Here is a 22,416-nt window from a genome sequence, read left to right as displayed (position 1 = left end):
GACGCCAGCCGCCGGAACCGGTGGGGCAGGTCTGCCGTTCGATTGTCGTAACGATTGGAGGAGCTTCGCGATGGGCGGGCATCAGGTGCAAGGTCAGGGCTCGGGCGACGATGGCTATGACGAAGACGGCTATGACGAGAGCCAGCGCGCCGAAATCCTCGAGGCGACCCGTGACGGACCAGGCGACGGCACGATCATCGTCGATCTCGAACCCGATGTCGGTACCGACGACGATGCCGAGGATGAGGACGAGCTGTTGATGACCGACGGCGAGGTTGCCCGGCAGGACGGCGACGTCGACGCGGACGACAGCGACGTCGCCGAGGACGAAGTGCAGGCCGAATTCGACGACGGCAGCGTCGAGGAGGACGAACTCGACGATCGCGACGACACCGCATTGCGTCCCTGACCCGGAACGGGCGGGGGGAGATTGACCCCGCCCTTAACGCGGCACAGGATGCGCGGCATGCTGATCGTCGCGATCCTGCTACAGGCCGCAGCACCGTCGGTGACGACAAGACGCTCAATCCTCGCGCCGGTGAACAATGAGCCGTGCGTTCGCAGTAGCGAACAAGGCGAGGTGGTGGTGTGTGCCGATCCACTCCCCTCGCAGGCGCTACCTCTGCCGAACGAGGCGGTGTCACCGGGGCCGCGCCCGGTCGATCGCAATATGACCGGGATCGGCGCGCTGGCGGCGGAATCCGGCCCCTGTGCGACGCGACTGGATGGATGCACGGTCGGCGTCAATATCCTCGGGCCGGTGGTCGCGCTCGTGCGCGGCATACAGAGCGTGGTCGCGCCGGGCAGCTGTTGCGAGCGACCGGGCGAGGCGACCGACCCGGTAATGCTCATCGGCGATGCGGTGAAAGGCGTCGCTCATGCGGGGAAACACAAGCGTGGCCAGCTGAGGCGCGAGGCGATCGACCTCGACGAGCCGGTGCTGACGGGGCGAGTGCATCCTTAGTAGCAAACGTCCGACGTCTTCTTCTTCACCCCGAACTTGATCCGTGCTCCCGCTTCTTCGTCCCTCATGGAAAAGCGGCGCCCCGGATCAAGTCCGGGGTGGCGACAAACGATATTTCCACCTCATGACCGTTGTGGCGTGGACTCGCGCTCGATGATCGCGTGCGGGACGATCATGTCGCTGACGGCTTCGCCGCCGTCGCCGGTGCCGATCAGTCGCTCGGCGGCGCGGAAGGCCATTTCCTCGGCAGGTTGACGGACGGTGGTGAGCAGCGGCCAGATACGCGCCGCCAGCGTGGTGTCGTCGAACCCAGTGACCGCGAGGTCGCGGGGGAGGACTAGCCCGCGACGATGCGCCTCGGCGATCACGCCGGCTGCCATGTCGTCGTTGCTGCACATGATCGCATCGGGGCGTGCCGGACCGGCCAGAAGCGCCTGTGCGGCTTCCTCGCCCGAGCTGCGGTCGAAGCGGCCTGCGATCACCAGCGTCGGGTCGGCGGCGATGCCGTGGGCGGCGAGCGCATCTTGATAGCCCTGCACGCGTGGTGCGCTGTCCGAGTGGCGGGGGTTGCCCGCGATCAGCGCGATGCGGCGATAGTTGCGCGCGATCAGCAGCGTCGTCAGTTCCTCCATCGCGGCGCGGTTGTCGATCCGCACCGTGGCGACACCGGGCATGACATGGCCGACCGCGATCGCCGCGACGGGGAGCGCGAGTTCCCGAAGGACCGGCGAGTCCCGCAGCAGTTCGGCGAACGGCGGCACCAGCAACAGCGCGTCCGCGCCGCCACGCGCCAGCGAGCGGGCGGCTGCCTCGGCAGCGTCGGGGGTGCCGGGCGCTTCCTCATGGAGCAGCAGTTGCAGCCCGCGCGCATTGGTGGCGCGCAGCGCGCCGACGAGGATCGCGTCGAGGAACGGCGCGCGCGCGCCGCTGTAGAGCAGCCCGACCGTGGTGGCGCGGGCGCGCGCAAGGCGGCGCGCGACGACGTTGGGAACATAGCCGAGTTCGGCGACCGCGGCATGGACCGCCGCGATCGTTGCCGGACTTGCCCGACCGGCGCGATTGATGACGTTGGAGACGGTCATCGCCGAAACGCCCGCACGTTCGGCGACCGCGCGAATGGTGACGCCCTGGCGGCGACGCTCGCTCATGCGAAAACCCTGCGCCATCCGTCATCGCGGCCCGCGAGGCGGGCTTGCTCCACCCGCGGGGCGCGCGATGACGGCGGCGGCACGGCGCGGTCCTAGATGGTGCCGGCCTTCATCAGCTTGACCGCATTGTCACAGGCGCGCGCGGTCATCGCCATGAAGGTCAGCGACGGGTTGACGCACGCCACCGACGCCATCTGCGCGCCGTCGGTGACGAACAGGTTCGGCGCATCGTGCGCCTGGTTCCACTTGTTGAGCACCGAGGTGCGCGGATCGGCGCCCATTCGCGCGCCGCCCATTTCGTGGATCGCATCGCCGGGGACGTGCTCGCCTTCGCGGCTTTGCACGTCGGTCAGCCCGGCACCACGCAGCATCGCTTCGCCCTGCTCGCGCGCGTCGGCCATCATCTTCAGCTCGTTGTCGCGGAAGGTGACATTGAACACCATCAGCGGCACGCCGAAGCGATCGACCTTCGTCGGGTGAAGCGAGACGCGATTGTCCTCGTACGGCAGACACTCGCCGAACGCGGTCATCCCGAACTGCCAGCCGCCGTACTTGCGCATCCCGTCCTTCATCGACTTGCCGAAGCCGACCGGACCGGCGGGCGAGCGATAGGCCGAGCCCTGATAGCCATAGCCGCGCTTGAATCCGACGCCCTCGTCGCCGCCGACGTTGCGGAACCGCGGGATGTAGACGCCGCCCGGACGGCGACCGTACTCGATATACTCGGTCATGCCCGGGATGTTGCCGCCGATGCTGACGCGGAAGATGTGATCCATCACATATTTGCCGAGCGTGCCGCTGCTGTCGAACCAGCTGCGTCCGTCGGGGCGCTTCGAGTTCATCATGATCTGCACCGAGGCGAGCGCCGAGGCACACAGGAACACCATCCGCGCCTTCACCACCTGCGCCTGCCCGGTCTTGGCATCGATGTAGCGGACGCCGGTCACGCGCTTCTTGGCGGCATCATATTCGAGGTTGGTGACCACCGCGTCGGAGCGCAGCGTCAGCCGGCCGGTCGCGCGCGCCGCCGGCAGCGTCACCGCCTGCGTCGAGAAATACGCGCCGAACGAGCAGCCGTTACCGCATTGGTTGCGATACTGGCACTTCGTGCGGTTCTGATCCGGCTTGTCCTCGGTCATGTTGGTGAGGCGCGTGTTGATGAGCTTGCGACCCGGGAACTTGGCCTCGAGCCGCGGCTTCACCCACTTCTCCGCGATGTTCATCTGCATCGGCGGCTGGAAGTCGCTGTCGGGCAGCTGCGGCAGATTTTCGCGCGAGCCGGACACGCCGATGTAGTTCTCGACGTATTTGTACCAGGGCTCGACGTCCTCGTAGCGGATCGGCCAGTCGATCGCGACATTGTCGCGCTTGTTTGCCTCGAAGTCCTCGGGCGCCCAGCGGAACGTCCAGCGGCCCCAGATCAGCGACTTGCCGCCGACCGCGGCCGGGCGGATCCAGTAGAACTTGCTGCCCTCGTCATAGGCATAGGGGTTCAGCCGGTCGTCGTTGTAGAACTTGCGGTTGCTGGGCGTGACATAGCCGTGCTTGGTGATGAAGTAATCGCTCTCCATCAGCGCGGGCGGCATCGAGTTACGCGCGGGCACCTCGTAGGCGGGCTTGCCGTCGTACGGATAGCCCTCGCCATGTTCGACCATGATGCCACGGTCGAGCATCAGGACGCGCAGGCCCTTTTCCGTCAGCTCCTTCGCGGCGAAACCGCCGCTGACGCCGGAGCCGATGACGATCGCGTCGAAAGTATCGGTCGCTGCCATAAGTAAAATCCTCTCCGTCGGCGCGATCAGAAGGTCAGCTTGCGCAACGTGTTGAAGCTGGTGGTGATGTCAGGCAGGTACGGCGCCGGGCACTCGTCATTCTCGACGTAGAAATGCTTCACGCCCGCCAAGCGGTTGAGTTTGAAGATCGCGCCGAAGTCGATCTTGCCGTCACCCACCGCGCACATGCTGCCATCGGCGCGCTTGTCCTTGACGTGATAGGCATAGATGCGACCGGCGTGCTGCCGGATCATCGCCGCCGGGTCCTGCCCCGCGGTGATCGCCCAGAACAGGTCGATCTCCAGCTTGACCAGCGCCGGATCGGTCTCCTTGAGCAGCCGGTCGTAGAGCGAGACGCCGCCGGGCTTCACGGTGAATTCGAAATCGTGGTTGTGATAGGCGAACGCCAGCCCGGCCTTCTTCAGATCGCGCGCGAAGCGGTTGAAGTCCTTGAGCGCAATGTTCCAGCTCGCCTCGTTGCGGTGCTGGTCGGTCATGTACGGCAGGATGATCGTATCGGCACCCAGCGTCTTGGCCATCTTCACCACGCCGTTGAAGTCGGCGAGCAGCCACTCATAAGGGACGTGGACCGACGGCGCCTTCAGCCCGAGCCGGTCCTGCGTGCGGCGCAGCGCGGCATGGTCCATCTTGTCATAGCCGCCACCGCCATATTCGACTTCGCGATAGCCGATCTTGGCGACCTTCTCGAGCGTGCCCATCGGGTCCGGCCCGAAGAGCTCGCGGACTGTATAGAGCTGGAGCCCGATCGCGCCGAGCTGCGCGGCCTGGGCTGATACCCCGAACAGGCCGAGTGCGGCGAGGCCGCCGGCACCGGCGAGGACGTTGCGACGCGTGGCGATCATGAGGAATAGACCTTGTTGACGTTGGAATAGGGAAAGGCGCCGTCATAACTGCCGGGGACGGGCAGATATTCGCGCTCCTGCGTGATGCCGATCTCCGACGTATAGTAGCCGGCGATCACCATCTGGCGGAACGGGCCGAAGAACGCCGCGCCCCCCGGCAGCTTGTCGTCCATCGCGAGCGTCAGCAGCGCGTCATGCTGCGCCGGGGTGAGCTGTGCCGCCGGCTTCTTGTAATCGGCCTGCGCGCGCGCCGCGATCGCGTCGAGCCCGGCGATGATCGGCACGCGATCCTCGGGAGTCGACCAGTCGGCGAGCAGCTTCTCGATATATTCCGGCACCCCGGCGGCGATCGCGCCCGGCGTGTCGGTGGTCGGGATCACCCGGTCGCTGAGCGCGCTCATCAACGCGCGCTGTGGCGCGGTGAACACCTGCACGCTGGGCGGTCCCTCGCTGATGACGGGGATGCCGCCACCCTTTGCCGCCGCGGCGGTCGCCGCGCGTGCCAGCGGGGCGTACAAGGACGCTCCGAACATGGCGGCGATGCCGCCCAAGGCCTGTCGTCTGTCGATCACTCACCCTCTCCCGTCATGCTGATGCTGCGCCGGCTCATGCTGCGTCGATCGCACGGTAAGCGGCGATCAGCCGCTCCTCGCCCGCGCGTCCCGGTTGCGATGTGCCATGTTCCATGCCGATCACGCCGCGGTAGCGACGCTCGCGCAGGAAGCGCACGATGTTGTTGAAATTGACTTCGCCGGTCCCGGGCTCCTTGCGGCCGGGATTGTCGCCGAACTGGATATAGCCGACCTCGTCCCAGATCATGCCGAGCGAACGGATCAGGTTCCCGGACTGGATCTGCTCGTGATAGCAATCGGCGAGCACCTTGACCGCCGGGCTGTTCGCGCCGCGCGCCACCGCATAGCCCGACGCGAACGAGCGCATGTAGACGTTGGGATGGTCGGTGCGCGTGTTGAGCGGCTCCATGACCAAAGCCAGATCGTGCGGGGCGAGGATGTCGCCGGCGCGGCGCATCAGGTCGATGACGCGCCCGGTCTGGATCTCGACCGGCACCTTGTGGTCGACGAAGCCGGTGACGACGGTCATGTGCTTCGCGTTCAGCCGCTTGGCGACCTCGACCGAGGCGCGAACGTCGGCGAGGAACGCCTCGCGCTCCGCGCCGTCGTCGCTGCCGAAGATCGGGCGGAACGCTGACCATTTCGGCATCGACGCGACGAATACGCCCATTGTCATGCCGCGCTGTTGCAGCGCTTTCGCCATCGCGTCCTGTTCGGCGACGCTGCGGCTGCGCGCCTCGTTATCCTCCCAGGCGCGGAAGCCCTGATCGGCGGCGAAGGCGATCTGCTCCAGCCGGTCGCCGCGACTCGCGAAGCTGCCCTCGTGCGGAGCGTAGTTGAGCGAGAAGGTCGCAGCGTTGCTCGTGTGCACCTGTCCCTGCGCCGACGACGACAGCGCCGCAGCAGCGGCTCCTGCCAGAATCGTGCGGCGCGAAGGGGTCATGCCGCTGCGACCGTCGCGCGGCGGCGACGCTCGGACAGCCAGATCGCGCCGAACACGAACAGCAGCACGACCGGCACCAGCGCCAGCTTCGCAAAGGATTGCGAGGCAGCGGCGTCCTCGACCTGACGCAGCGCTTCGCCGGTCAGTTGCTTGAACGCGTCTGGCCCGCCTGCGAGCCGCACCTTGGCCTCGTCGAACATCCCGCCCAGCGCCGGGAGCACGAAGAAGCTGGCGAGCGCGCCGGCCGAACCGACCAGCCCGATCGCCCATGCCCCGCCACGCGGATAGCGTTCGGCGACCGAGGCGAGCATCGTCGGCCACATCGCGCAGACGCCGAGACCCCAGACGGTCGAGGCGACCAGCGCGGCGACGGGCGACTGCGCGCGCGACAGCAGGAACAGCCCGATCGCGGCGAGCAGGCTGGAGATCCACAGCAGGCCCGGATTGGACAGCTTGCCCGCTAGACGCCCGGCGAAGTGGCGGAACACGAACATCAGCGCGCTGACATAGACGAGCAGCAGGATGCCACGCATCCCGACGCGGTTGGTGAGCGCGACGTCGAGCCACTGGCCCGGCGCAAGCTCCGACGAGGCGGTCAGGAACATCGCGCCGAACCACACGAAGAAGCTCGGGCGGCGGAACACCTCGCCGATCATCGTGCCGAAGCTCTCGCCCTCAACCGCCGCGGGGGCTGGGGGGAAGGTCGTCGTCCCGCCGATGATGACGACGCCGATCGCGGGCAGGAACACCAGCCCCATGATCGCCTGCCACGGCAGGACGTTGGCGAGGAACACGCCGGCCAGCCCGCCGATGATGAGCCCGCCCGGATACCAGGCGTGGAGCACGTTGAGCCGGTGCGTGGTCTCGTCGGGATAGAGGCGCGCGGTCAGCGGGTTGATCGACGATTCGGCCAGACCCCAGCCGATCCCGCTGAGCATCATGCCCAGCCACACCAGCGAGTAGATGGTCATGCCGGTCGCGATCGCGCCGGCGCCGACGATCAGCGCGGTGCCGAGAATGAAGCAGACGCCCGAGCCGATCACGATCCGCTTGGCGCCAATCTTGTCGAGCAGCGCGCTGGCGACGAACAGGGTGATCGCGAAGCCGAGGAACGCGGAGCCGAGCGCCGCGCCGATCAGCTCACCGGCCTGCACCGGTGCTATTGGATCGATCCACTCCGCCTTCAGGCTGCTGGCGATCGCCGCACGCAGCGAGGCGCTGACCGCCGCGGTGGTGAGCGCGAGTACGCTCAACCAGAACAATCGGGACCGATGCTGCCCCGTGAATGCCGCTGCCTCTGTCTGCACCCTCTACCCCTTTTCAACCGCGCGATTCTTTTATCTGATTTTTGCAATTTGACCGATCAGTCGAGCCCGAGCAAGCGCCGGTTCGCGGCTGGATCGGACCCGCCCGCGAAATCGTCGAAGGCGCGTTCGGGACGACGGATCATGTGCGCGGCGATGAACGGAGCGCCTTCGCGCGCGCCGTCCTCGGGGTGCTTGAGGCAGCATTCCCATTCGAGCACCGCCCAGCCGGCATAGCCATATTGCGTCAGCTTCGAGAAGATGCCGCCGAAATCGACCTGCCCGTCGCCGAGCGAGCGGAAGCGGCCGGGCCGGTCGACCCAGTCCGAATAGCTGCCGTACACGCCCGCCTTGCCGGTCGGGTTGAACTCCGCGTCCTTGACGTGGAACATGCGGATTCGCTCGTGATAGAAGTCGATGAACTGGAGATAGTCCATCGCCTGCAGCACGAAGTGGCTGGGATCGTAGAGGATGTTGGCGCGCTTGTGCCCGCCGACCGCATCCAGGAACCGCTCGAAGGTGGTGCCGTCGTGCAGGTCCTCGCCGGGATGCAGCTCGAAGCAGAGATCGACGCCCTCGTTCTCGAACGCGTCAAGGATCGGCGTCCAGCGCTTGCCAAGTTCGGCGAAGGCATCCTCGACCATCCCGGCCGGACGCTGCGGCCACGGATAGACGAACGGCCAGGCGAACGCGCCCGAGAAGGTGGCGTGCGCGTCGAGACCGAGCCGGCGGCTCGCCTTGGCGGCGAGCTTGAGCTGATCGACCGCCCATGCCTGCCGCTCGGCGGGCTTGCCGCGCAATTCCTCCGGCGCGAACACGTCGAACGCTGTGTCATAGGCCGGATGAACCGCGACGAGCTGGCCTTGCAGGTGAGTCGACAATTCAGTGATCGCGACGCCCGCCTCGCGGCAGCGGCCGACCAGCTCGTCGGCGTAGTCCTGGCTCTCGGCGGCAAGTTTCAGATCCATGCACCGTTCGTCGCGGGTCGGGATCTGCACGCCTTCGTAACCCGCCTCGGCCATCCAGCGCGCGGCGTTGTCGAGCGTGTCGAACGGCGCGGCATCGCCCATGAACTGCGCGAGGAACACGCCCGGGCCGCGCATGGTACCGCCGCCGCTCACTTGGCGGTCTCTGACTTCAGATAGGCGATGATCGCGGCACGCTTGGCGGGATCCGGGGTCGAGATCGGCATCCGGGTGCCGGGCACCTTCTTCTGCGGCGCGGCGAGATATTCATTGAGCGACGCGTCGTTCCACTTCAGCTGCGCCTTCTTGAAGGCGGCCGAATAGTTGAAGCCTGGCGCGGAGGCCGGGGCGCGGGTGAACAGACCGGCCAGGTTCGGGCCGATGCCGTTGCGCTCGCCCTTGTGGAGCGTGTGGCAGGCCTTGCATGCGGCGAATGCCTGTTGCCCGTTCTGCTGCGCCGGCGCGGGTGCCGAGGCGACCAGCGCGACAATGGCGGCGACTGGCGCGGCGGCCAGACCGGCGATCAACTTCATCGCATACTCTCCAAACCCGAATTGATTGATGCCAGTTTACCGCTAAACCGGGCGATAGCAAGGCGGCTGACGTTACGGTCTTCGTAATGCCGGTATGCGGATGACGGGAGGATGAATGGCGCGGGTAGAACCACTTAAGCTCGGTATGGTCGGCGGAGGCGAGGGCGCGTTCATCGGCGCGGTCCACCGCATGGCGGCGGGCGTCGACGGCGACTGGCGGTTGGTCGCCGGCGCGTTCAGCACCGATGCGGGCCGCAACACACGTACCGGCGAGCTGCTCGGTCTCGATGCGGGACGCGTTTACGGCTCAATTGATGACATGCTTTCGGCCGAGCGTGCACTGCCCGAGGGCGAACGGATCGACGCGGTTGCAATCGTGACACCGAATCACCTCCATGCGCCGATGTCGATCGCGGCGCTCGACGCGGGTTTCCACGTCATTTGTGAAAAGCCAATGTCGCTGAACCTGGAGGAAGCGCAGGCGATCGCGGCGGCGGCCGAGCGGAGCGGGCGGCACTATGCGCTGGCCTTCACCTACAGCGGCTATCCGATGGTCGAGGAAGCCCGCGCGCGCGTGGCGCGGGGCGACTTCGGCGCGATCCGGCTGGTGCAGGTCGAGTATTCACAGGGATGGCTGAGCAGCGCGCTGGACCGCGAGGGCAATCGTCAGGCCGAGTGGCGCACCGATCCGGCGCGCGCCGGGCTGGGCGGGTGCCTTGGGGATATCGGTACGCACGCCTTCCAGCTTGCCGAGCATGTCAGCGGCCTGCGCGTCGACTCGCTATGCGCGGATCTGACGACGCATGTGCCGGGGCGGCGGCTCGACGACGACGTCAGCGTGCTGCTGCGCTTCGAGGGCGGCGCGCGCGGCGTGCTGAAGGCGACGCAGGTCGCGGCGGGTGACGAGAACGGGCTGCGACTGCGCATCCACGGCGAAAAGGGCGGGCTCGACTGGGCACAGATGGAGCCCAACACACTGACGCTGCGCTGGCTCGACAAGCCGGGCGAGGTGGTGCGCACCGGCGGACCAGGGCTGGCCGAGACAACCTTGGGGCGCATCCGTACCCCGGCCGGGCATCCGGAAGGCTATATCGAGGCGTTCGCGAACATCTATCGCGCGGTCGCGGCGACGATCCGCGGCGGCGATAGCGTCGCCGAACGCGGTGCGGCGGCGTGGTTCCCGGGGACGAACGACGGCGTGCGGACGATGGCGTTCGTCGAGGCGGTGGTCGCCAACGCCGGGTCGGACCAGAAGTGGAGCGGGCTGGCCGATTGACACAACCTCCGTTCGTCCTGGGGAAAGGCTGAGCCTGTCGAAGCCTTGTCTGAAGGGGCGCGCGCGACAAGCCTGCTTCGAGACGATGATCGGGTCGGATCGTCCCCCGGACGATCCTGAACATGCCGGGGGCGTGTTCACCCGATCATTTCGGCAAGCTCCCGATCACTTCGGCAAGCTCAATGCCTCCTCAGCACGAACGGAGTTGGTTATGTCCGAAGCACCTACCGCACCACCTTCGGCAAAATCGCGTCGAGCAGGATCATCCCCGCGTCGGTGACGCGCAGCCGCTCCTCCTCCCGCACGATCAGTTCGGGCAGCGCCGCGATCGCGGCGAGATCGACGATCTCATCAACGCGCATCCCGCCCGCCGCTGCGATCGCCGCGACATCGACGCCTTCGCGCAGCCGCAGCCCCATCAGCAACGCCTCGCTGACGCGGGTCGCCGCCTCCAGCGGCTCCTCGCTCTCCAGCCCGTGGCCGTTGCGCGCAACCGCGGCGAGCCAGTTCTCGGGCTTCTTGCGCCGAAACGTCGCGAGATGGTCGCGCCGGCCATGCGCGCCAGGGCCGATGCCGGCGTAGTCGCGGTATTGCCAGTAAGCGAGATTGTGGCGGCTCTCCGCGCCGGGGCGGGCGTGGTTGGAGATTTCATAGGCGGGCAGCCCCACCGCGGCGGTGCGCGCGCGGGTGAGTTCGAACAGATCGGCGGCGGTGTCGCCATCGGGTATCGTCAGCCGCCCCGCCGCCGCCTCGGTCGCGAAACGCGTGCCAGGCTCGATGGTCAGTTGGTAGAGCGACAGATGTTCGGTCCCGAAGGATAGCGCGCGCGCCAGCTCGTCCTCCCACGCCGCCTGCGTCTGACCGGGGCGGGCGTAGATCAGGTCGAAGCTGACGCGCTTGAAATGACGCTGTGCCACGTCGAGCGCGCCGAGCCCCTCGCGCACATCATGTGCACGACCCAGGAAGCGTAACGCGTCGTTGTCGAGTGCCTGCAGCCCCAGCGAGACGCGATTGACCCCGGCGGCGGCGAGGTCGGAAAAACGCGCCGCCTCGACCGACGACGGGTTCGCCTCCAGCGTGATCTCGACGTCGCCGACCGGCACCCACGCCTTCGTCGCCGCCTCGATCAGTGCGGCGACGGTGGCGGGTGGCATCAGCGAGGGGGTGCCGCCGCCAAAGAAAATCGACCCCAGCCGCCGGTCCGGCAGCAGCGCGGCCTCGTGCGCGAGGTCGGCGAGCAGCGCGCGGTGCCATTCCGCCTCGTCGACCGTCGCGCGGACGTGGCTGTTGAAGTCGCAATACGGGCATTTCGAGACGCAGAACGGCCAGTGAATGTAGAGCGCGAGCGGCGCGGCGGCGCGCGCCGCGCGGTCCTTCGCCGCGGCGTCGGGAGAGACGAGGTCGATCATGGCCATGATCGCGCGCATATGGCGGTTCGTCGTGGCAAACGCCACCGTCACCGCACGGCGGAGTCGATCGATGTTGCCGTACCGCAACGACTTTGGCATCCCGCGCGGCGATGCCGGTCCGCCGATTCGTCGTGTTGATGTTTGCCCTGCTTCCCGCTGTGCCCGCCGGGGCCGCCGGGGTCGAGTTCCGAATCCAGCGGCCTGCACCGGCGCGCGACGGATCGCTGCTTCAGCAGGCGATGCTCGAGGCACACAATCGTGCGCGCAACGCCGTGGGGCTTGCGCCGCTCGCGTGGAATCCGGCGCTGGCCGCCGCCGCCGCGCGCCATGCGCAAGAGCTGGCGCGCAGCGGGCGGCTGTTCCATGCCTCGCCATCCGGGGAGGATGCCGGTCAGGGCGAGAACCTTTTCGCGGGAACGCGCGGCGGCTATGATTACGGCGAAATGGCCCGTTACTGGCTGGAGGAGCGACGCAACTTTCGCAATCGCCCCGCGCCGCGTTTCAGCCGCACCGGTCGCTGGCAGGATGCGGCCCATTATGCGCAGATCGTCCGGCGCGCGACCACCGAGATCGGTTGCGCGATGGAGAGCGGGCGGACGCAGGACTTTCTCGTATGCCGCTACAATCCCGGCGTCGGGGCCGCAGGGCGTCGTCTTTACTGACGTCGATGGCGGTGGATCGCATCGCGCCGCGCAAGGTTATGGCCGCGATGACCGAACGAAACGATCACCCGTGGTGGGAAAGCGGCACCGTCTACCAGATCTATCCGCGCTCCTTTCAGGACAGCGACGGTGACGGCGTCGGCGATCTGGCCGGGATCGAGCGGCGGCTCGATCATGTCGCCGCGCTGGGTGTCGACGCGATCTGGCTGTCGCCGATCTTCCCGTCGCCGATGGCCGACTTCGGCTATGACGTCGCCGATTATTGCGGCATCGAGCCCCTGTTCGGGGATCTCGCGGCGTTTGACCGCTTGCTGGCCGCGATTCATGCGCGCGGGCTCAAGCTGCTGCTCGATTTCGTCCCCAACCACAGTTCGGATCAGCATCCGTGGTTCGTCGACAGCCGGTCCGGGCGCGACAGCCCGAAGCGTGATTGGTACATCTGGCGCGATCCCGCCCCCGACGGCGGCCCGCCCAACAACTGGATCAGCGATTTCGGCGGATCGGCGTGGGAATATGACGCGGCCACCGGGCAATATTACCTCCACGCCTTCCTGAAGCAGCAACCCGACCTCAACTGGCGCAATCACGCGTTGAAGACGGCGATGCTCGATGCGATGCGCTTCTGGTTCGATCGCGGCGTGGACGGGTTCCGGATCGACGTGCTGTGGCATATCGTCAAGGCGGAGGGTTTCCCCGACAATCCGGCCAATCCCTACTGGCGGCCGGGGATCACCGAGCGCGACCGGCTGATCCAGCAACATTCGACCGACCAGCCCGAAGCGCATGCGATCGCCGCCGAGATGCGCGCGCTGGCCAATGGATATGGCGCCGGGGGGCAGGGGCGCGTGCTGATCGGTGAGATCTTCCTGCCCAACGATCGCCACGCGCGCTGGTATGGCACGCCCGAGCGTCCGCAGGTGCATTTGCCGTTCAATTTTCAGCTGATCGAGAATGCGTGGGACGCCGCGACGCTGCGCACGATGATCGCCGCCTATGAGGCGAGTTTGCCGGCGCACGGCTGGCCGAACTGGGTGATCGGCAGCCACGACGCGCCGCGGATCGCCGCGCGCATCGGCGAGGCGCAGGCGCGGGTCGCGGCGATGCTGCTGCTGACGCTGCGTGGGACGCCGACCTTGTACCAAGGCGACGAACTGGGGATTGGGACGGTGGACATCCCCCCAGACCGCGTCCGCGATCCGCAGGAGCTGCGTCAGCCGGGAATCGGGATCGGGCGTGACCGGTCGCGGACGCCGATGCCGTGGGACACGTCGCCCTTTGCCGGTTTCTCGACGGTCGAGCCGTGGCTGCCGCTCAATCCCGACTGGCCGACCCGCAACGTCGCCGCGCAAAAGGCCGATCCCGGATCGATGTTGATGCTGTACCGGCACCTGCTGGCGCTGCGTCGTGCACGCCCGGCGCTGGCGGTCGGCGATTTCCGGTTGCTCGACGCGGCGGACGGGGTGTTGGCCTATGAGCGACGGCACGGCGGAGAGGTGCTGCGGGTGGCGCTCAATCTGACGGAGCGCGCCACCACCTTCGACTGGGTCGGCGACGTGCTCGCCTCGACACTGGATGGCGCACCCCAACCCGGCATGCTCTACGCCAACGAAGGCTTGATCTTCAAACCATAGCCGCCGCCCCGGCGAAAGTCGGGTGACAAGCGAGGCGGAAGCAACGAGGACCACCATTCATGAAGATCGCCATGCTCGCCCCGATCGCGTGGCGCACCCCGCCGCGGCATTACGGCCCGTGGGAGCTGGTCACGCATCTGCTGACCGAGGCGCTGGTCGAACGCGGAATTGACGTCACCTTGTTCGCGACGCTCGACAGTCTCACCAGCGCGACGCTGGATGGCGTGGTGCCCGCGCCTTATTCCGAGGATCCCGCCATTGACGCGAAGGTCTGGGAATATCGCCACCTCAGCCATGTGTTCGCGCAGGCCGAGCGGTTCGACCTGATCCACAACCAGGCCGACTTCCCGGCGCATGCGTTCGCGCCGCTGGTCGACACGCCGATCGTGACGACGATCCACGGCTTTTCGTCGGACCGTATCCTGCCGATGTACGCGCCCTTTCAGGACCGCGTGCATTATGTCGCGATCAGCGACGCAGACCGGCACCCCGACCTGCGCTACGCCGCGACGATCCACCATGGCATCCCGCTCGACGACTTCCGCTTCGACGCCGGGGGGGGCGAGGCGCTGTTGTTCTTCGGGCGGCTGCATCCCGACAAGGGCGCGGCGGAGGCGATCGCGGCGGCGCACGCGACGGGGCGCGCGCTGAACCTGTACGGAATCGTGCAGGATCAGGGCTATTACGACCGCGCGGTCGCACCGGCGCTGGGTGATCGCATCCGCTACCACGGCGCGGTCGGCGGCGAGGCGCGGGTTGCGGCGCTGGGGAAGGCGCGTGCCTTGCTCCACCTCATCAATTTCGACGAGCCGTTCGGGCTGTCGGTGATCGAGGCGATGGCGTGCGGCACGCCGGTAATCGCCACCCGCCGCGGCTCGATGCCCGAGCTGATCGAGGACGGCGTCACCGGCTTTCTGGTCGACACGCCCCAGGAAGCGGTCGCGGCGATCGAACGTGCCGGGGATATCGATCGCGCCGCCTGCCGCCGCGCGGTGGCCGAACGGTTCAGCGTCGCACGCATGGCCGACGATTATATTGCGCTGTACCGGCGTATTCTCGGCTGATCGCGCCTATCTCTACCGTATGACCCTGACGACCGAGAAGCGCGCCACGCTTTACCGGATGGTGATGCCCACGCACACCTGCCCCTATGGCGTGAAGGCGAAAGACCTGTTGCGGCGGCGTGGCTTTGCCGTGGACGACCATTGGCTGCGAACCCGCGAGGAAACCGACGCTTTCAAGGCCGAACATGGCGTCAAGACCACGCCGCAGACCTTCATCGGCGGCGAGCGGGTCGGCGGCTATGACGATCTGCGCCGCCACTTCGGCATCCACGTGCCCGCCACTGGCGAGACGAGCTATCGCCCGGTGCTGGCGGTGTTCGCGATGACCGCGCTGATGGCGCTGGCGGTGAGCACCGCGGCGTTCGGGACGCCGCTGACGCTGCGTGCCGCCGAGTGGTTCGTCTCGCTCAGCATGTGCGTGCTCGCGCTGCTCAAGCTGCAGGATGTCGAGACCTTCTCGACGATGTTCCTCAACTACGACCTGCTGGCGAAGCGCTGGGTGCGCTATGGTTATGTCTATCCGTTCGCGGAAGGGCTGGCGGGGGTGCTGATGACCGCGCATGTCGCGGACTGGCTGTCGGTGCCGCTGGCGCTGTTCATCGGGACGGTCGGCGCGATTTCGGTGTTCAAGGCGGTGTATGTCGACAGGCGGGAGCTGAAATGCGCGTGCGTCGGCGGCGCGACGCGGGTGCCGCTGGGGTTCGTGTCGCTGACCGAGAACGTCATGATGATCGCGATGGCGGGGTGGATGGCCTTCGCATAGCCGCGTCACAGATGCCGCTTGCCCAGCTTCCGCGCCAGCGTTCGCCGGTGCATTCCGAGCCGCCGTGCCGCCTCCGACACGTTGAACCCGCAGTCCGCGAGCGTCTGGTGAATATGCTCCCACTCCAGCGTGCGCAGCGAGGTGGGTGAGGCGACCAGCTCGACGCTGGCGTCGCCCTCGCCGCTGGCCTGGAACGCCGCCTCGATATCGTCGGAATTGGCGGGCTTGGACAGATAGTTGGTCGCACCCAGCTTCACCGCCTCGACCGCGGTGGCAATGCTGGCGAAGCCGGTCAGCACCACGATCCGCATCTGTGCGTCGAGTGCGTGGAGCCGTGCGACGCACGACAACCCGGACGCGTTGCCGAGCCGCAGGTCGACCACCGCATGATCCGGCTTCAACGCCGCCACCGCCGTGTCGAGATCGTCGGGATCGGTAATCGCACGCACCTGATAGCCGCGCCGCTCGAACGAGCGCGCCAGCGTCCGTGCGAACACCTCGTCATCCTCGACAATCAGCAGTCGCCGCTCGCTCATGCGCCTTCCTCCGGGATCGAGATCGCCGCGATCGGCAGCGTCAGCGTCACCTCGCCCCCGCCGCCGTCGCGATTGCGCGCCGACACGGTGCCGCCGAGCGTCCGCAATACATTGACCGCGAGAAACAGGCCCAGCCCGGCGCCGCGGCGCGTCTTGGTGCTCATATAGGGCTTGCCGAGCCCGTCGAGGATCGCGGGCGCAAAGCCGCGCCCGTCGTCGCGCACCGACAGCACCAGTCGGTCGCCGTCCCACCACGCGCACAGCGCGATCGTGCGGCCACCCGCCTCCAGCGCATTGTCGAGCAGGTTGGTGATCGTCTGCGCCAGCGCCTTGTCGGCGACGATCCGCGGATCGCCGGTCATCAGATGTTCGTAGGCGGCGGCGACCTGCGTCTTGCCGCGCCAGTCGCCGACGATCCCCGACAGGAAGGTCTTGAGCGTGGTGCGCACCGGCCCCATCCCGCGCACCTCGCCCGACGCGAGCAGTACCTGGCTGAGGATGTCCTTGCAGCGCGTCACCTCCGTGCGCATGTCGTCGAGATCGGCGAGCAGCGCGGGGGAGCCGGCGATCGCGGGCTCGCGCCGCCAGTCGCCCAGCATCACCGCGATCGACGACAGGGGCGTGCCCAGTTCATGCGCCGCGCCGCTGGCGAGCAGCCCCATGCGGACGATATGCTCCTCCTCGGCGGCGCGCTGGCGGAGCGCGGCAAGCCGGGCGTCATGTTCGGAGACGTTGCGGACGATGCGCGTGACGAACAGCGCCAGCAACGTGGCGGTTAGGGTAAAATTGAACCAGCTTCCCGCGACGTAAGGAGTCGACAAGGTGGAGGCCCAGCCACGCGGCAGCGCGAACGGCGGCGCGGCGTGCGCGAGCCACGCGAACACCGCACTGCTCAGCGCGACCATCGCCCAGCTGGCATGATCACGCAGCAGCAGCGCGGCGATCACGACCTGAAGCAGAAACAGGGTGACGAACGGATTGCTGACCCCGCCGCTGAGGTACAATTGCGTCGTCAGGCAGGCGACATCGACCAGCAGCGTCGCGAACAGCGCGCCATAGGTGATCGGCCGCCGCCCGACGATTTGCGCAATCGCGAGATTGAGCGCGACGAGCACCGCGACCGCGCCAAGCATCGCGACCAGCGGCAGGTGCACGCCGACGATGAAATGGACGAGCAGGATCGTGGCGAGCTGCCCGCCGACGGCGAGCCAGCGCAGGATCGACAACAGCCGCACGTTGCGCCGCCCGGCGTCCTCGCGCAGCCCGGTTCCGGCGATGATGTCAGAGGCGGCCATGTCCGCTCCTTACGGCGGATCGGGTAGGGTGCGCTATCGGTCAGATCGCCTGGTGGCTGAAAGCGGTTCAAGGCCAACAATACACGACGAGACGAACAAGCGGACAATGTGGCCGATCGCCGCGGGGTCTCTTTGTCGATCGGCAACCGATCTTTGGCCCGTGGCCTCGAACCCTTGTTACGCCTCCCTGATCGAAGCGCTGGAATAGGGCGAGATCGTCTGCCAACCGAGGGTGGAGTAGAGAGCCCGCCCGTCCTCGGTGGCGACCAGCAGCTCGCGCTTCGCGGTGTCCCGCCGGGCATCGTGGAGCGCCTGCATCAGCGCGTGGCCGAGGCCTTTGCGGCGATGACCGGGTTCAGTCACGATGCGATCGTACACGAAGACTTGTTCGGTCTCGGCAGCGTAGCCGCTCGCGGCCAATATACCCGTTGGTGAGAGTATTCGTGCCTCCACTATTGTCCCGATCTGCTTGATCTCCATACTGTATCCGTCTGGTGGCTGTCTGGCCGCACCGGTGGAGACGCGCTGCATGAAGTAGCTTGGTGCATCCAGCGCCCAGCAGCGCGGCAATGCCGCGGCCAACGCGTCGGCCGGGGCACAGAGTTTGATGAAATAGCGTGGTTCAAGGATCGCGCGGGCGAGCGCGCTGATTTCACGCGCGGGCTCCGAAAACACCCAGCGCGCGATTTCGGTGTCCGAGTTGGTGTCGACCCGAAATCCACCGTGGTCCGGAACGGGTAAAGGTAGCCTCCGCGCGATCGATCGGGCCGAAAGCCACGCATGAAGAGTTGACCGATCGACCCCGTCCCTCGCCATCACCTTTCCCCAACGGCATGCAAGCTTCGTATATTGGTGAAACCGGCAGCTCGCGATTGGCGCAGCGCTAGAGGCCGACGCGTCGGCGTGATTGCTCGAACGCTAAGCGGTTCCGGCGGAACCAGCCGGTCCATCGTGCCGCCAGCGAGTTTAGCCGTCCGCATGATCCCGCCCACGCGCGATGCGCCATGCAAAACAGGCCATCATCGCCGCCAGCGCGAACCATGTCAGTGCATAGACGAGGTGGTTGTTGCGGAACCGCACCACCGTCAGCCCGCCGCGCGGCCATTGCACGCCCGGAACCGCCTCGGCATCGATGAAATAGGGCGCGACCGGTCCCAGCCGGCGCGCGCGGGCGATCGCGGCGGTGTCGCGCGAATACCAGCGGTCGTCGGCTGGGTCGTTGTCGCGGAGGAAGCCGCCATCGGGTTCGGTGACGCGCAGCAGGCCGGTAATGCGCGCTGGGCCGACCGGCGGGACGATCGCCTTGCGGGTGTCGGTCGGCACGAAGCCGCGGTTGATGAGGATCGTGCCGCCGGCGGTGTCGAGCGGGGAGAGCGCCCAATAGCCGGCACCGAAATCGGTGACGGCCTGCGTGAACACCGGCGGGGTCGCCTGCCACGTCCCGGTGACGGTGACGCGGGTGTAGGTGTCGTCATCGTTGATCGTCGCCCAGCGCGCGCGCGCGGGGGCGGGCTGCGCGGGGGCGGCGAGCCGCGCCTCGACCCGGTCGATCAGCGCGAGCTTCCACGCGCGCCGCTCGACCTGCCAGACGCCGAGCCCGGCCAGCACCGCCGCGAACAAGAGCGCGACGCCGGCGAGGGCCCAGCGCGCGCGCATCACATGCCGCCGCTCGACATCTCTCCGCCCATGCCCGGCATCATGTTGAGGTTCATGTGGTACATGACCCACAGCGACCCGGCGATCACGATCAGCACGATGATGGCGGTGAAGATCAGCGCCAGCATCGTCCAGCCGTTCTCGGACTTGGTGTTCATATGCAGGAAGTAGATCATATGGACCACGATCTGCACCATCGCCAGCGCCATCACGATCCCGGCGGTGACGCGCGGATCGGAGATCACGCCGGTCATCACCAGCCCGAATGCGGGCGCGGTCAGCAGCACCGAGAGGATGAAGCCGATCCAATATTCGCGGCGCGAGCCGTGCGGCGCGCCGCCGTGATGGTCGTGCGCGTCGTGGTGCCCATGGCCATGACCATGGGCGGCATCGTGGCCGTGGCCGTGCGTATCGGCGCTCATCAGCGGAGCACTCCCAGCAGATAGACGAAGGTGAAGACGCCGATCCAGATGACGTCGAGGAAGTGCCAGAACAGCGACAGGCACTGGAGGCGGCGGACATTGGCCGGCTCCAGCCCGCGGCGCGCGACCTGCACCATCAGCGTCACCAGCCAGATGATGCCGAAGGTGACGTGCAGCCCGTGCGTGCCGACCAACGTAAAGAACGACGAGAGGAACGCCGAGCGCCACGGGCCTGCGCCTTCGTGGATCAGGTTGCTGAACTCATACAGCTCGATCGACAGGAACGCCGCGCCGAATACGCCGGTGATGGCGAGCCAGCGCAGGGTCGCGGCCTTGTTCTGCTCGTCGGCGTTGATCATCGCGAAGCCATAGGTGATCGACGACAGCAGCAGCGCGGTCGTGTTGACCGCGACCAGCGGCAGCTCGAACAGCTCCTTCGGCCCCGGCCCACCGGCAAAGCTGCCGCCGTATACGCCGTATGCCGCGAACAGCATCGCGAAGATGAGGCAGTCGCTCATCAGGTACAGCCAGAAGCCCAGCATCGTGCTGGCGCCGGGCGGATGCTCGTGCTCGTCCAGATCGTAATAGGACGGGGCCGCGGTGCCCGGGGCCGTCTGCGTCGTCGTGCTCATCTCGCTCACACCCCCGCCTGCTGGAGCGCGCGGGTGCGCGCATCCTCGCTGTTCACGACATCTTCGGCGGGAATGTGGAAGTCGCGGTCATAGTTGAAGGTGTGGCCGATCGCGGTCGCGATCAGCGCGACGAACGCCAGAGCGGCGAGCCACCAGATGTACCAGATCATCGCCACGCCGAAGACGGTCGACAGCCCGGCCAGGATGACCCCGGCGCCGGTGTTCTTCGGCATGTGGATCGCGCGGAATCCGGTGGTCGGACGTTCGGCCTTCTTCGACTTCATGTCGTGCCACGCGTCCAGATCGTGGACGACCGGCGAGAAGGCGAAGTTATAGGCCGGCGGCGGCGACGAGGTCGCCCATTCCAGCGTGCGGCCGTTCCACGGATCGCCCGTGAAGTCCCGCAGCTTCTCGCGGTCGCGGATGCTGACGTAGAATTGCATCAGCATGGCGCCGATCCCGGCGGCGATGATCAGCGCGCCGATCGCGGCGATCACGAACCAGATCTGGAGCGACGGATCCTCGAAGGCGCGCAGGCGGCGGGTGACGCCCATCAGCCCCAGCACATAGAGCGGGGTGAACGCGACCCAGAAGCCGACGACCCAGCACCAGAAGCTGATCGTGCCCCAGAACTTGTCGAGCTTGAACCCGAACGCCTTCGGCCACCAGTAATTCACGCCCGCGAACATCCCGAACAGCACGCCGCCGATAATGACGTTGTGGAAGTGCGCGATGAGGAACAGCGAGTTGTGGAACTGGAAGTCGGCCGGCGGCACCGCCAGCATGACGCCGGTCATCCCGCCGATGACGAAGGTCAGCATGAACGCGACCGCCCACATCATCGGCAGTTCGAAGCGGATCCGCCCGCGATACATCGTGAACAGCCAGTTGAAGATCTTCGCACCCGTCGGGATCGAGATGATCATCGTGGTGATGCCGAAGAAGCTGTTGACGCTGGCGCCCGAGCCCATCGTGAAGAAGTGGTGCAGCCACACCAGATACGACAGGATGCAGATGACGATCAGCGCGTAGACCATCGACGTATAGCCGAACAGCCGCTTGCCCGAGAAGGTCGAGACGACCTCCGAGAAGACGCCGAACGCGGGCAGGATCAGGATGTACACCTCCGGGTGGCCCCAGATCCAGATCATGTTCACGTACATCATCGGGTTGCCCCCGCCGGTGTTCGTGAAGAAATTGGTGCCGACGTAGCGATCGAGGCTGAGCATCGCGAGCACCGCGGTCAACACCGGGAAGGCCGCGACGATCAGGACGTTCGTCACCAGCGCCGACCAGGTGAAGATCGGCATCTGCATCAGGCTCATGCCCGGCGCGCGCATCTTGATGATCGTCGCGAGCAGGTTGACGCCCGACAACAACGTCCCGACGCCTGCGATCTGCAACGCCCAGATGTAATAGTCGACCCCGACATCGGGCGAGTAATCGAGCCCCGACAGCGGTGCCATCGCCAGCCAGCCGGTCCGCGCGAACTCGCCGACGAACAGGCTCATCATCACCGTGACCGCGCCGCTGACCGTCATCCAGAAGCTGAAATTGTTCAGGAACGGGAAGCTGACGTCGCGCGCGCCGATCTGGAGCGGGACGACATAGTTCATCAGGCCGGTGACGAACGGCATCGCCACGAAAAAGATCATGATGACGCCGTGCGCGGTGAACACCTGGTCATAATGGTGCGCGGGCAGGAAGCCCTCGCTGCCGTTGAAGGCGACCGCCTGTTGCGCGCGCATCATCAGCGCGTCGGCGAAACCGCGCAGGAACATGATGAGCGCGAGCACGATGTACATGATGCCGATCTTCTTGTGATCGACGCTGGTGAACCACTCCTTCCAGAGATAGCCCCACAGCTTGAAATAGGTCAGCGCGCCCAGCACCGCGGCACCGCCGATCGCGACCATGATGAAGGTCCCGACCAAGATCGGCTCGTGGATCGGAAAGCTCTCGAGCGTCAGCCGCCCGAAGATCGTCTTGATGAGGTCGTCCGACAT

General features: G+C 66.9%; 23 protein-coding genes. 7 read left to right on the top strand and 16 right to left on the bottom strand.

Annotated elements, in window-relative coordinates; translation table 11 throughout:
• The first annotated feature begins 70 nt into the window (after positions 1-70).
• Both ACI2JO_RS05915 and ACI2JO_RS05910 read left to right on the top strand, forming a co-directional pair.
• Positions 71-409, top strand: a complete 339-nt coding sequence (locus ACI2JO_RS05915; RefSeq protein ID WP_404719777.1) for a DNA primase — start codon at positions 71-73, stop codon at positions 407-409.
• Positions 410-466: 57 nt separating this feature from the next.
• Entirely contained in the window at positions 467-964 is a 498-nt protein-coding gene (locus ACI2JO_RS05910) for a hypothetical protein (protein ID WP_404719776.1), read from the top strand.
• Between the two features lie 122 nt (positions 965-1,086).
• Here ACI2JO_RS05910 and ACI2JO_RS05905 read toward each other — a convergent pair whose 3' ends face one another.
• From ACI2JO_RS05905 to ACI2JO_RS05870, 8 genes are all read right to left on the bottom strand, one after another.
• Positions 1,087-2,112 carry a LacI family DNA-binding transcriptional regulator gene (locus ACI2JO_RS05905; protein ID WP_404719775.1) on the bottom strand — a complete coding sequence of 342 codons (1,026 nt, stop codon included), beginning with the start codon at positions 2,110-2,112 and terminating at the stop codon, positions 1,087-1,089.
• A gap of 92 nt (positions 2,113-2,204) precedes the next feature.
• A complete protein-coding gene (locus tag ACI2JO_RS05900; protein ID WP_404719774.1) occupies positions 2,205-3,884 on the bottom strand; it encodes a GMC family oxidoreductase in 1,680 nt (559 codons plus the stop codon).
• Between the two features lie 26 nt (positions 3,885-3,910).
• Positions 3,911-4,747, bottom strand: a complete 837-nt coding sequence (locus ACI2JO_RS05895; protein WP_404719773.1) for a sugar phosphate isomerase/epimerase family protein — start codon at positions 4,745-4,747, stop codon at positions 3,911-3,913.
• Entirely contained in the window at positions 4,744-5,319 is a 576-nt protein-coding gene (locus ACI2JO_RS05890; RefSeq protein ID WP_404719772.1) for a gluconate 2-dehydrogenase subunit 3 family protein, read from the bottom strand. Before ACI2JO_RS05890 ends, ACI2JO_RS05895 begins: the two co-directional genes overlap by 4 nt.
• Before the next feature lie 34 nt (positions 5,320-5,353).
• Positions 5,354-6,262: a hydroxypyruvate isomerase family protein gene (locus ACI2JO_RS05885; RefSeq protein ID WP_404719771.1), complete on the bottom strand. Its 909-nt coding sequence runs from the start codon at positions 6,260-6,262 to the stop codon at positions 5,354-5,356.
• Positions 6,259-7,569, bottom strand: coding sequence for an MFS transporter (locus tag ACI2JO_RS05880; protein WP_404719770.1), 1,311 nt, complete (start codon positions 7,567-7,569; stop codon positions 6,259-6,261). The genes ACI2JO_RS05885 and ACI2JO_RS05880 overlap by 4 nt, the downstream gene beginning before the upstream one ends.
• Positions 7,570-7,625: 56 nt before the next feature.
• Positions 7,626-8,669 carry a sugar phosphate isomerase/epimerase family protein gene (locus tag ACI2JO_RS05875; protein WP_404719769.1) on the bottom strand — a complete coding sequence of 348 codons (1,044 nt, stop codon included), beginning with the start codon at positions 8,667-8,669 and terminating at the stop codon, positions 7,626-7,628.
• A gap of 14 nt (positions 8,670-8,683) precedes the next feature.
• Positions 8,684-9,064: a c-type cytochrome gene (locus ACI2JO_RS05870; RefSeq protein ID WP_404719768.1), complete on the bottom strand. Its 381-nt coding sequence runs from the start codon at positions 9,062-9,064 to the stop codon at positions 8,684-8,686.
• 115 nt (positions 9,065-9,179) lie between these two features.
• Between ACI2JO_RS05870 and ACI2JO_RS05865 the strand changes: the two genes are divergently transcribed.
• Complete coding sequence (locus tag ACI2JO_RS05865; protein ID WP_404719767.1) at positions 9,180-10,340, top strand: Gfo/Idh/MocA family protein; 1,161 nt, start codon at positions 9,180-9,182, stop codon at positions 10,338-10,340.
• A 224-nt stretch (positions 10,341-10,564) separates the two neighbouring features.
• Here ACI2JO_RS05865 and hemW read toward each other — a convergent pair whose 3' ends face one another.
• A complete protein-coding gene (gene hemW, locus ACI2JO_RS05860) occupies positions 10,565-11,749 on the bottom strand; it encodes a radical SAM family heme chaperone HemW (protein ID WP_404720333.1) in 1,185 nt (394 codons plus the stop codon).
• 137 nt (positions 11,750-11,886) lie between these two features.
• Between hemW and ACI2JO_RS05855 the strand changes: the two genes are divergently transcribed.
• Genes ACI2JO_RS05855 through ACI2JO_RS05840 form a run of 4 tightly spaced genes read left to right on the top strand, consistent with a single transcriptional unit; the run spans position 11,887 to position 15,869 of the window.
• Positions 11,887-12,411: a CAP domain-containing protein gene (locus ACI2JO_RS05855; RefSeq protein ID WP_404720332.1), complete on the top strand. Its 525-nt coding sequence runs from the start codon at positions 11,887-11,889 to the stop codon at positions 12,409-12,411.
• Between the two features lie 47 nt (positions 12,412-12,458).
• Positions 12,459-14,042, top strand: a complete 1,584-nt coding sequence (locus ACI2JO_RS05850) for an alpha-amylase family glycosyl hydrolase (RefSeq protein WP_404719766.1) — start codon at positions 12,459-12,461, stop codon at positions 14,040-14,042.
• Positions 14,043-14,101: 59 nt separating this feature from the next.
• A complete protein-coding gene (locus ACI2JO_RS05845) occupies positions 14,102-15,106 on the top strand; it encodes a glycosyltransferase family 4 protein (RefSeq protein WP_404719765.1) in 1,005 nt (334 codons plus the stop codon).
• A gap of 19 nt (positions 15,107-15,125) precedes the next feature.
• A complete protein-coding gene (locus tag ACI2JO_RS05840; RefSeq protein ID WP_404719764.1) occupies positions 15,126-15,869 on the top strand; it encodes a glutaredoxin family protein in 744 nt (247 codons plus the stop codon).
• Positions 15,870-15,874: 5 nt separating this feature from the next.
• On the opposite strand, the gene ACI2JO_RS05835 is transcribed toward ACI2JO_RS05840, so the two are convergent.
• From ACI2JO_RS05835 to cyoB, 7 genes are all read right to left on the bottom strand, one after another.
• On the bottom strand, positions 15,875-16,405 hold the full coding sequence (locus ACI2JO_RS05835; RefSeq protein WP_404719763.1) for a response regulator transcription factor: 531 nt from the start codon (positions 16,403-16,405) through the stop codon (positions 15,875-15,877).
• Complete coding sequence (locus ACI2JO_RS05830; RefSeq protein WP_404719762.1) at positions 16,402-17,700, bottom strand: ATP-binding protein; 1,299 nt, start codon at positions 17,698-17,700, stop codon at positions 16,402-16,404. Before ACI2JO_RS05830 ends, ACI2JO_RS05835 begins: the two co-directional genes overlap by 4 nt.
• 177 nt (positions 17,701-17,877) lie before the next feature.
• Positions 17,878-18,516 carry a GNAT family N-acetyltransferase gene (locus ACI2JO_RS05825; protein WP_404719761.1) on the bottom strand — a complete coding sequence of 213 codons (639 nt, stop codon included), beginning with the start codon at positions 18,514-18,516 and terminating at the stop codon, positions 17,878-17,880.
• Between the two features lie 150 nt (positions 18,517-18,666).
• Positions 18,667-19,356, bottom strand: coding sequence for an SURF1 family protein (locus tag ACI2JO_RS05820; protein WP_404719760.1), 690 nt, complete (start codon positions 19,354-19,356; stop codon positions 18,667-18,669).
• Positions 19,356-19,778: a cytochrome o ubiquinol oxidase subunit IV gene (gene cyoD / locus ACI2JO_RS05815; protein WP_404719759.1), complete on the bottom strand. Its 423-nt coding sequence runs from the start codon at positions 19,776-19,778 to the stop codon at positions 19,356-19,358. The genes ACI2JO_RS05820 and cyoD overlap by 1 nt, the downstream gene beginning before the upstream one ends.
• On the bottom strand, positions 19,778-20,410 hold the full coding sequence (gene cyoC, locus ACI2JO_RS05810; protein ID WP_404719758.1) for a cytochrome o ubiquinol oxidase subunit III: 633 nt from the start codon (positions 20,408-20,410) through the stop codon (positions 19,778-19,780). The genes cyoD and cyoC overlap by 1 nt, the downstream gene beginning before the upstream one ends.
• A gap of 5 nt (positions 20,411-20,415) precedes the next feature.
• Complete coding sequence (gene cyoB / locus ACI2JO_RS05805) at positions 20,416-22,416, bottom strand: cytochrome o ubiquinol oxidase subunit I (protein ID WP_404719757.1); 2,001 nt, start codon at positions 22,414-22,416, stop codon at positions 20,416-20,418.

The organism is Sphingomonas sp. NPDC079357, from assembly GCF_044901155.1.
In the GTDB taxonomy this organism is placed as follows: Bacteria; Pseudomonadota; Alphaproteobacteria; order Sphingomonadales; family Sphingomonadaceae; genus Sphingomonas.
Note: the sequence above shows the minus strand (reverse complement) of the source record. Positions and strands in the feature narration are given on the sequence as shown.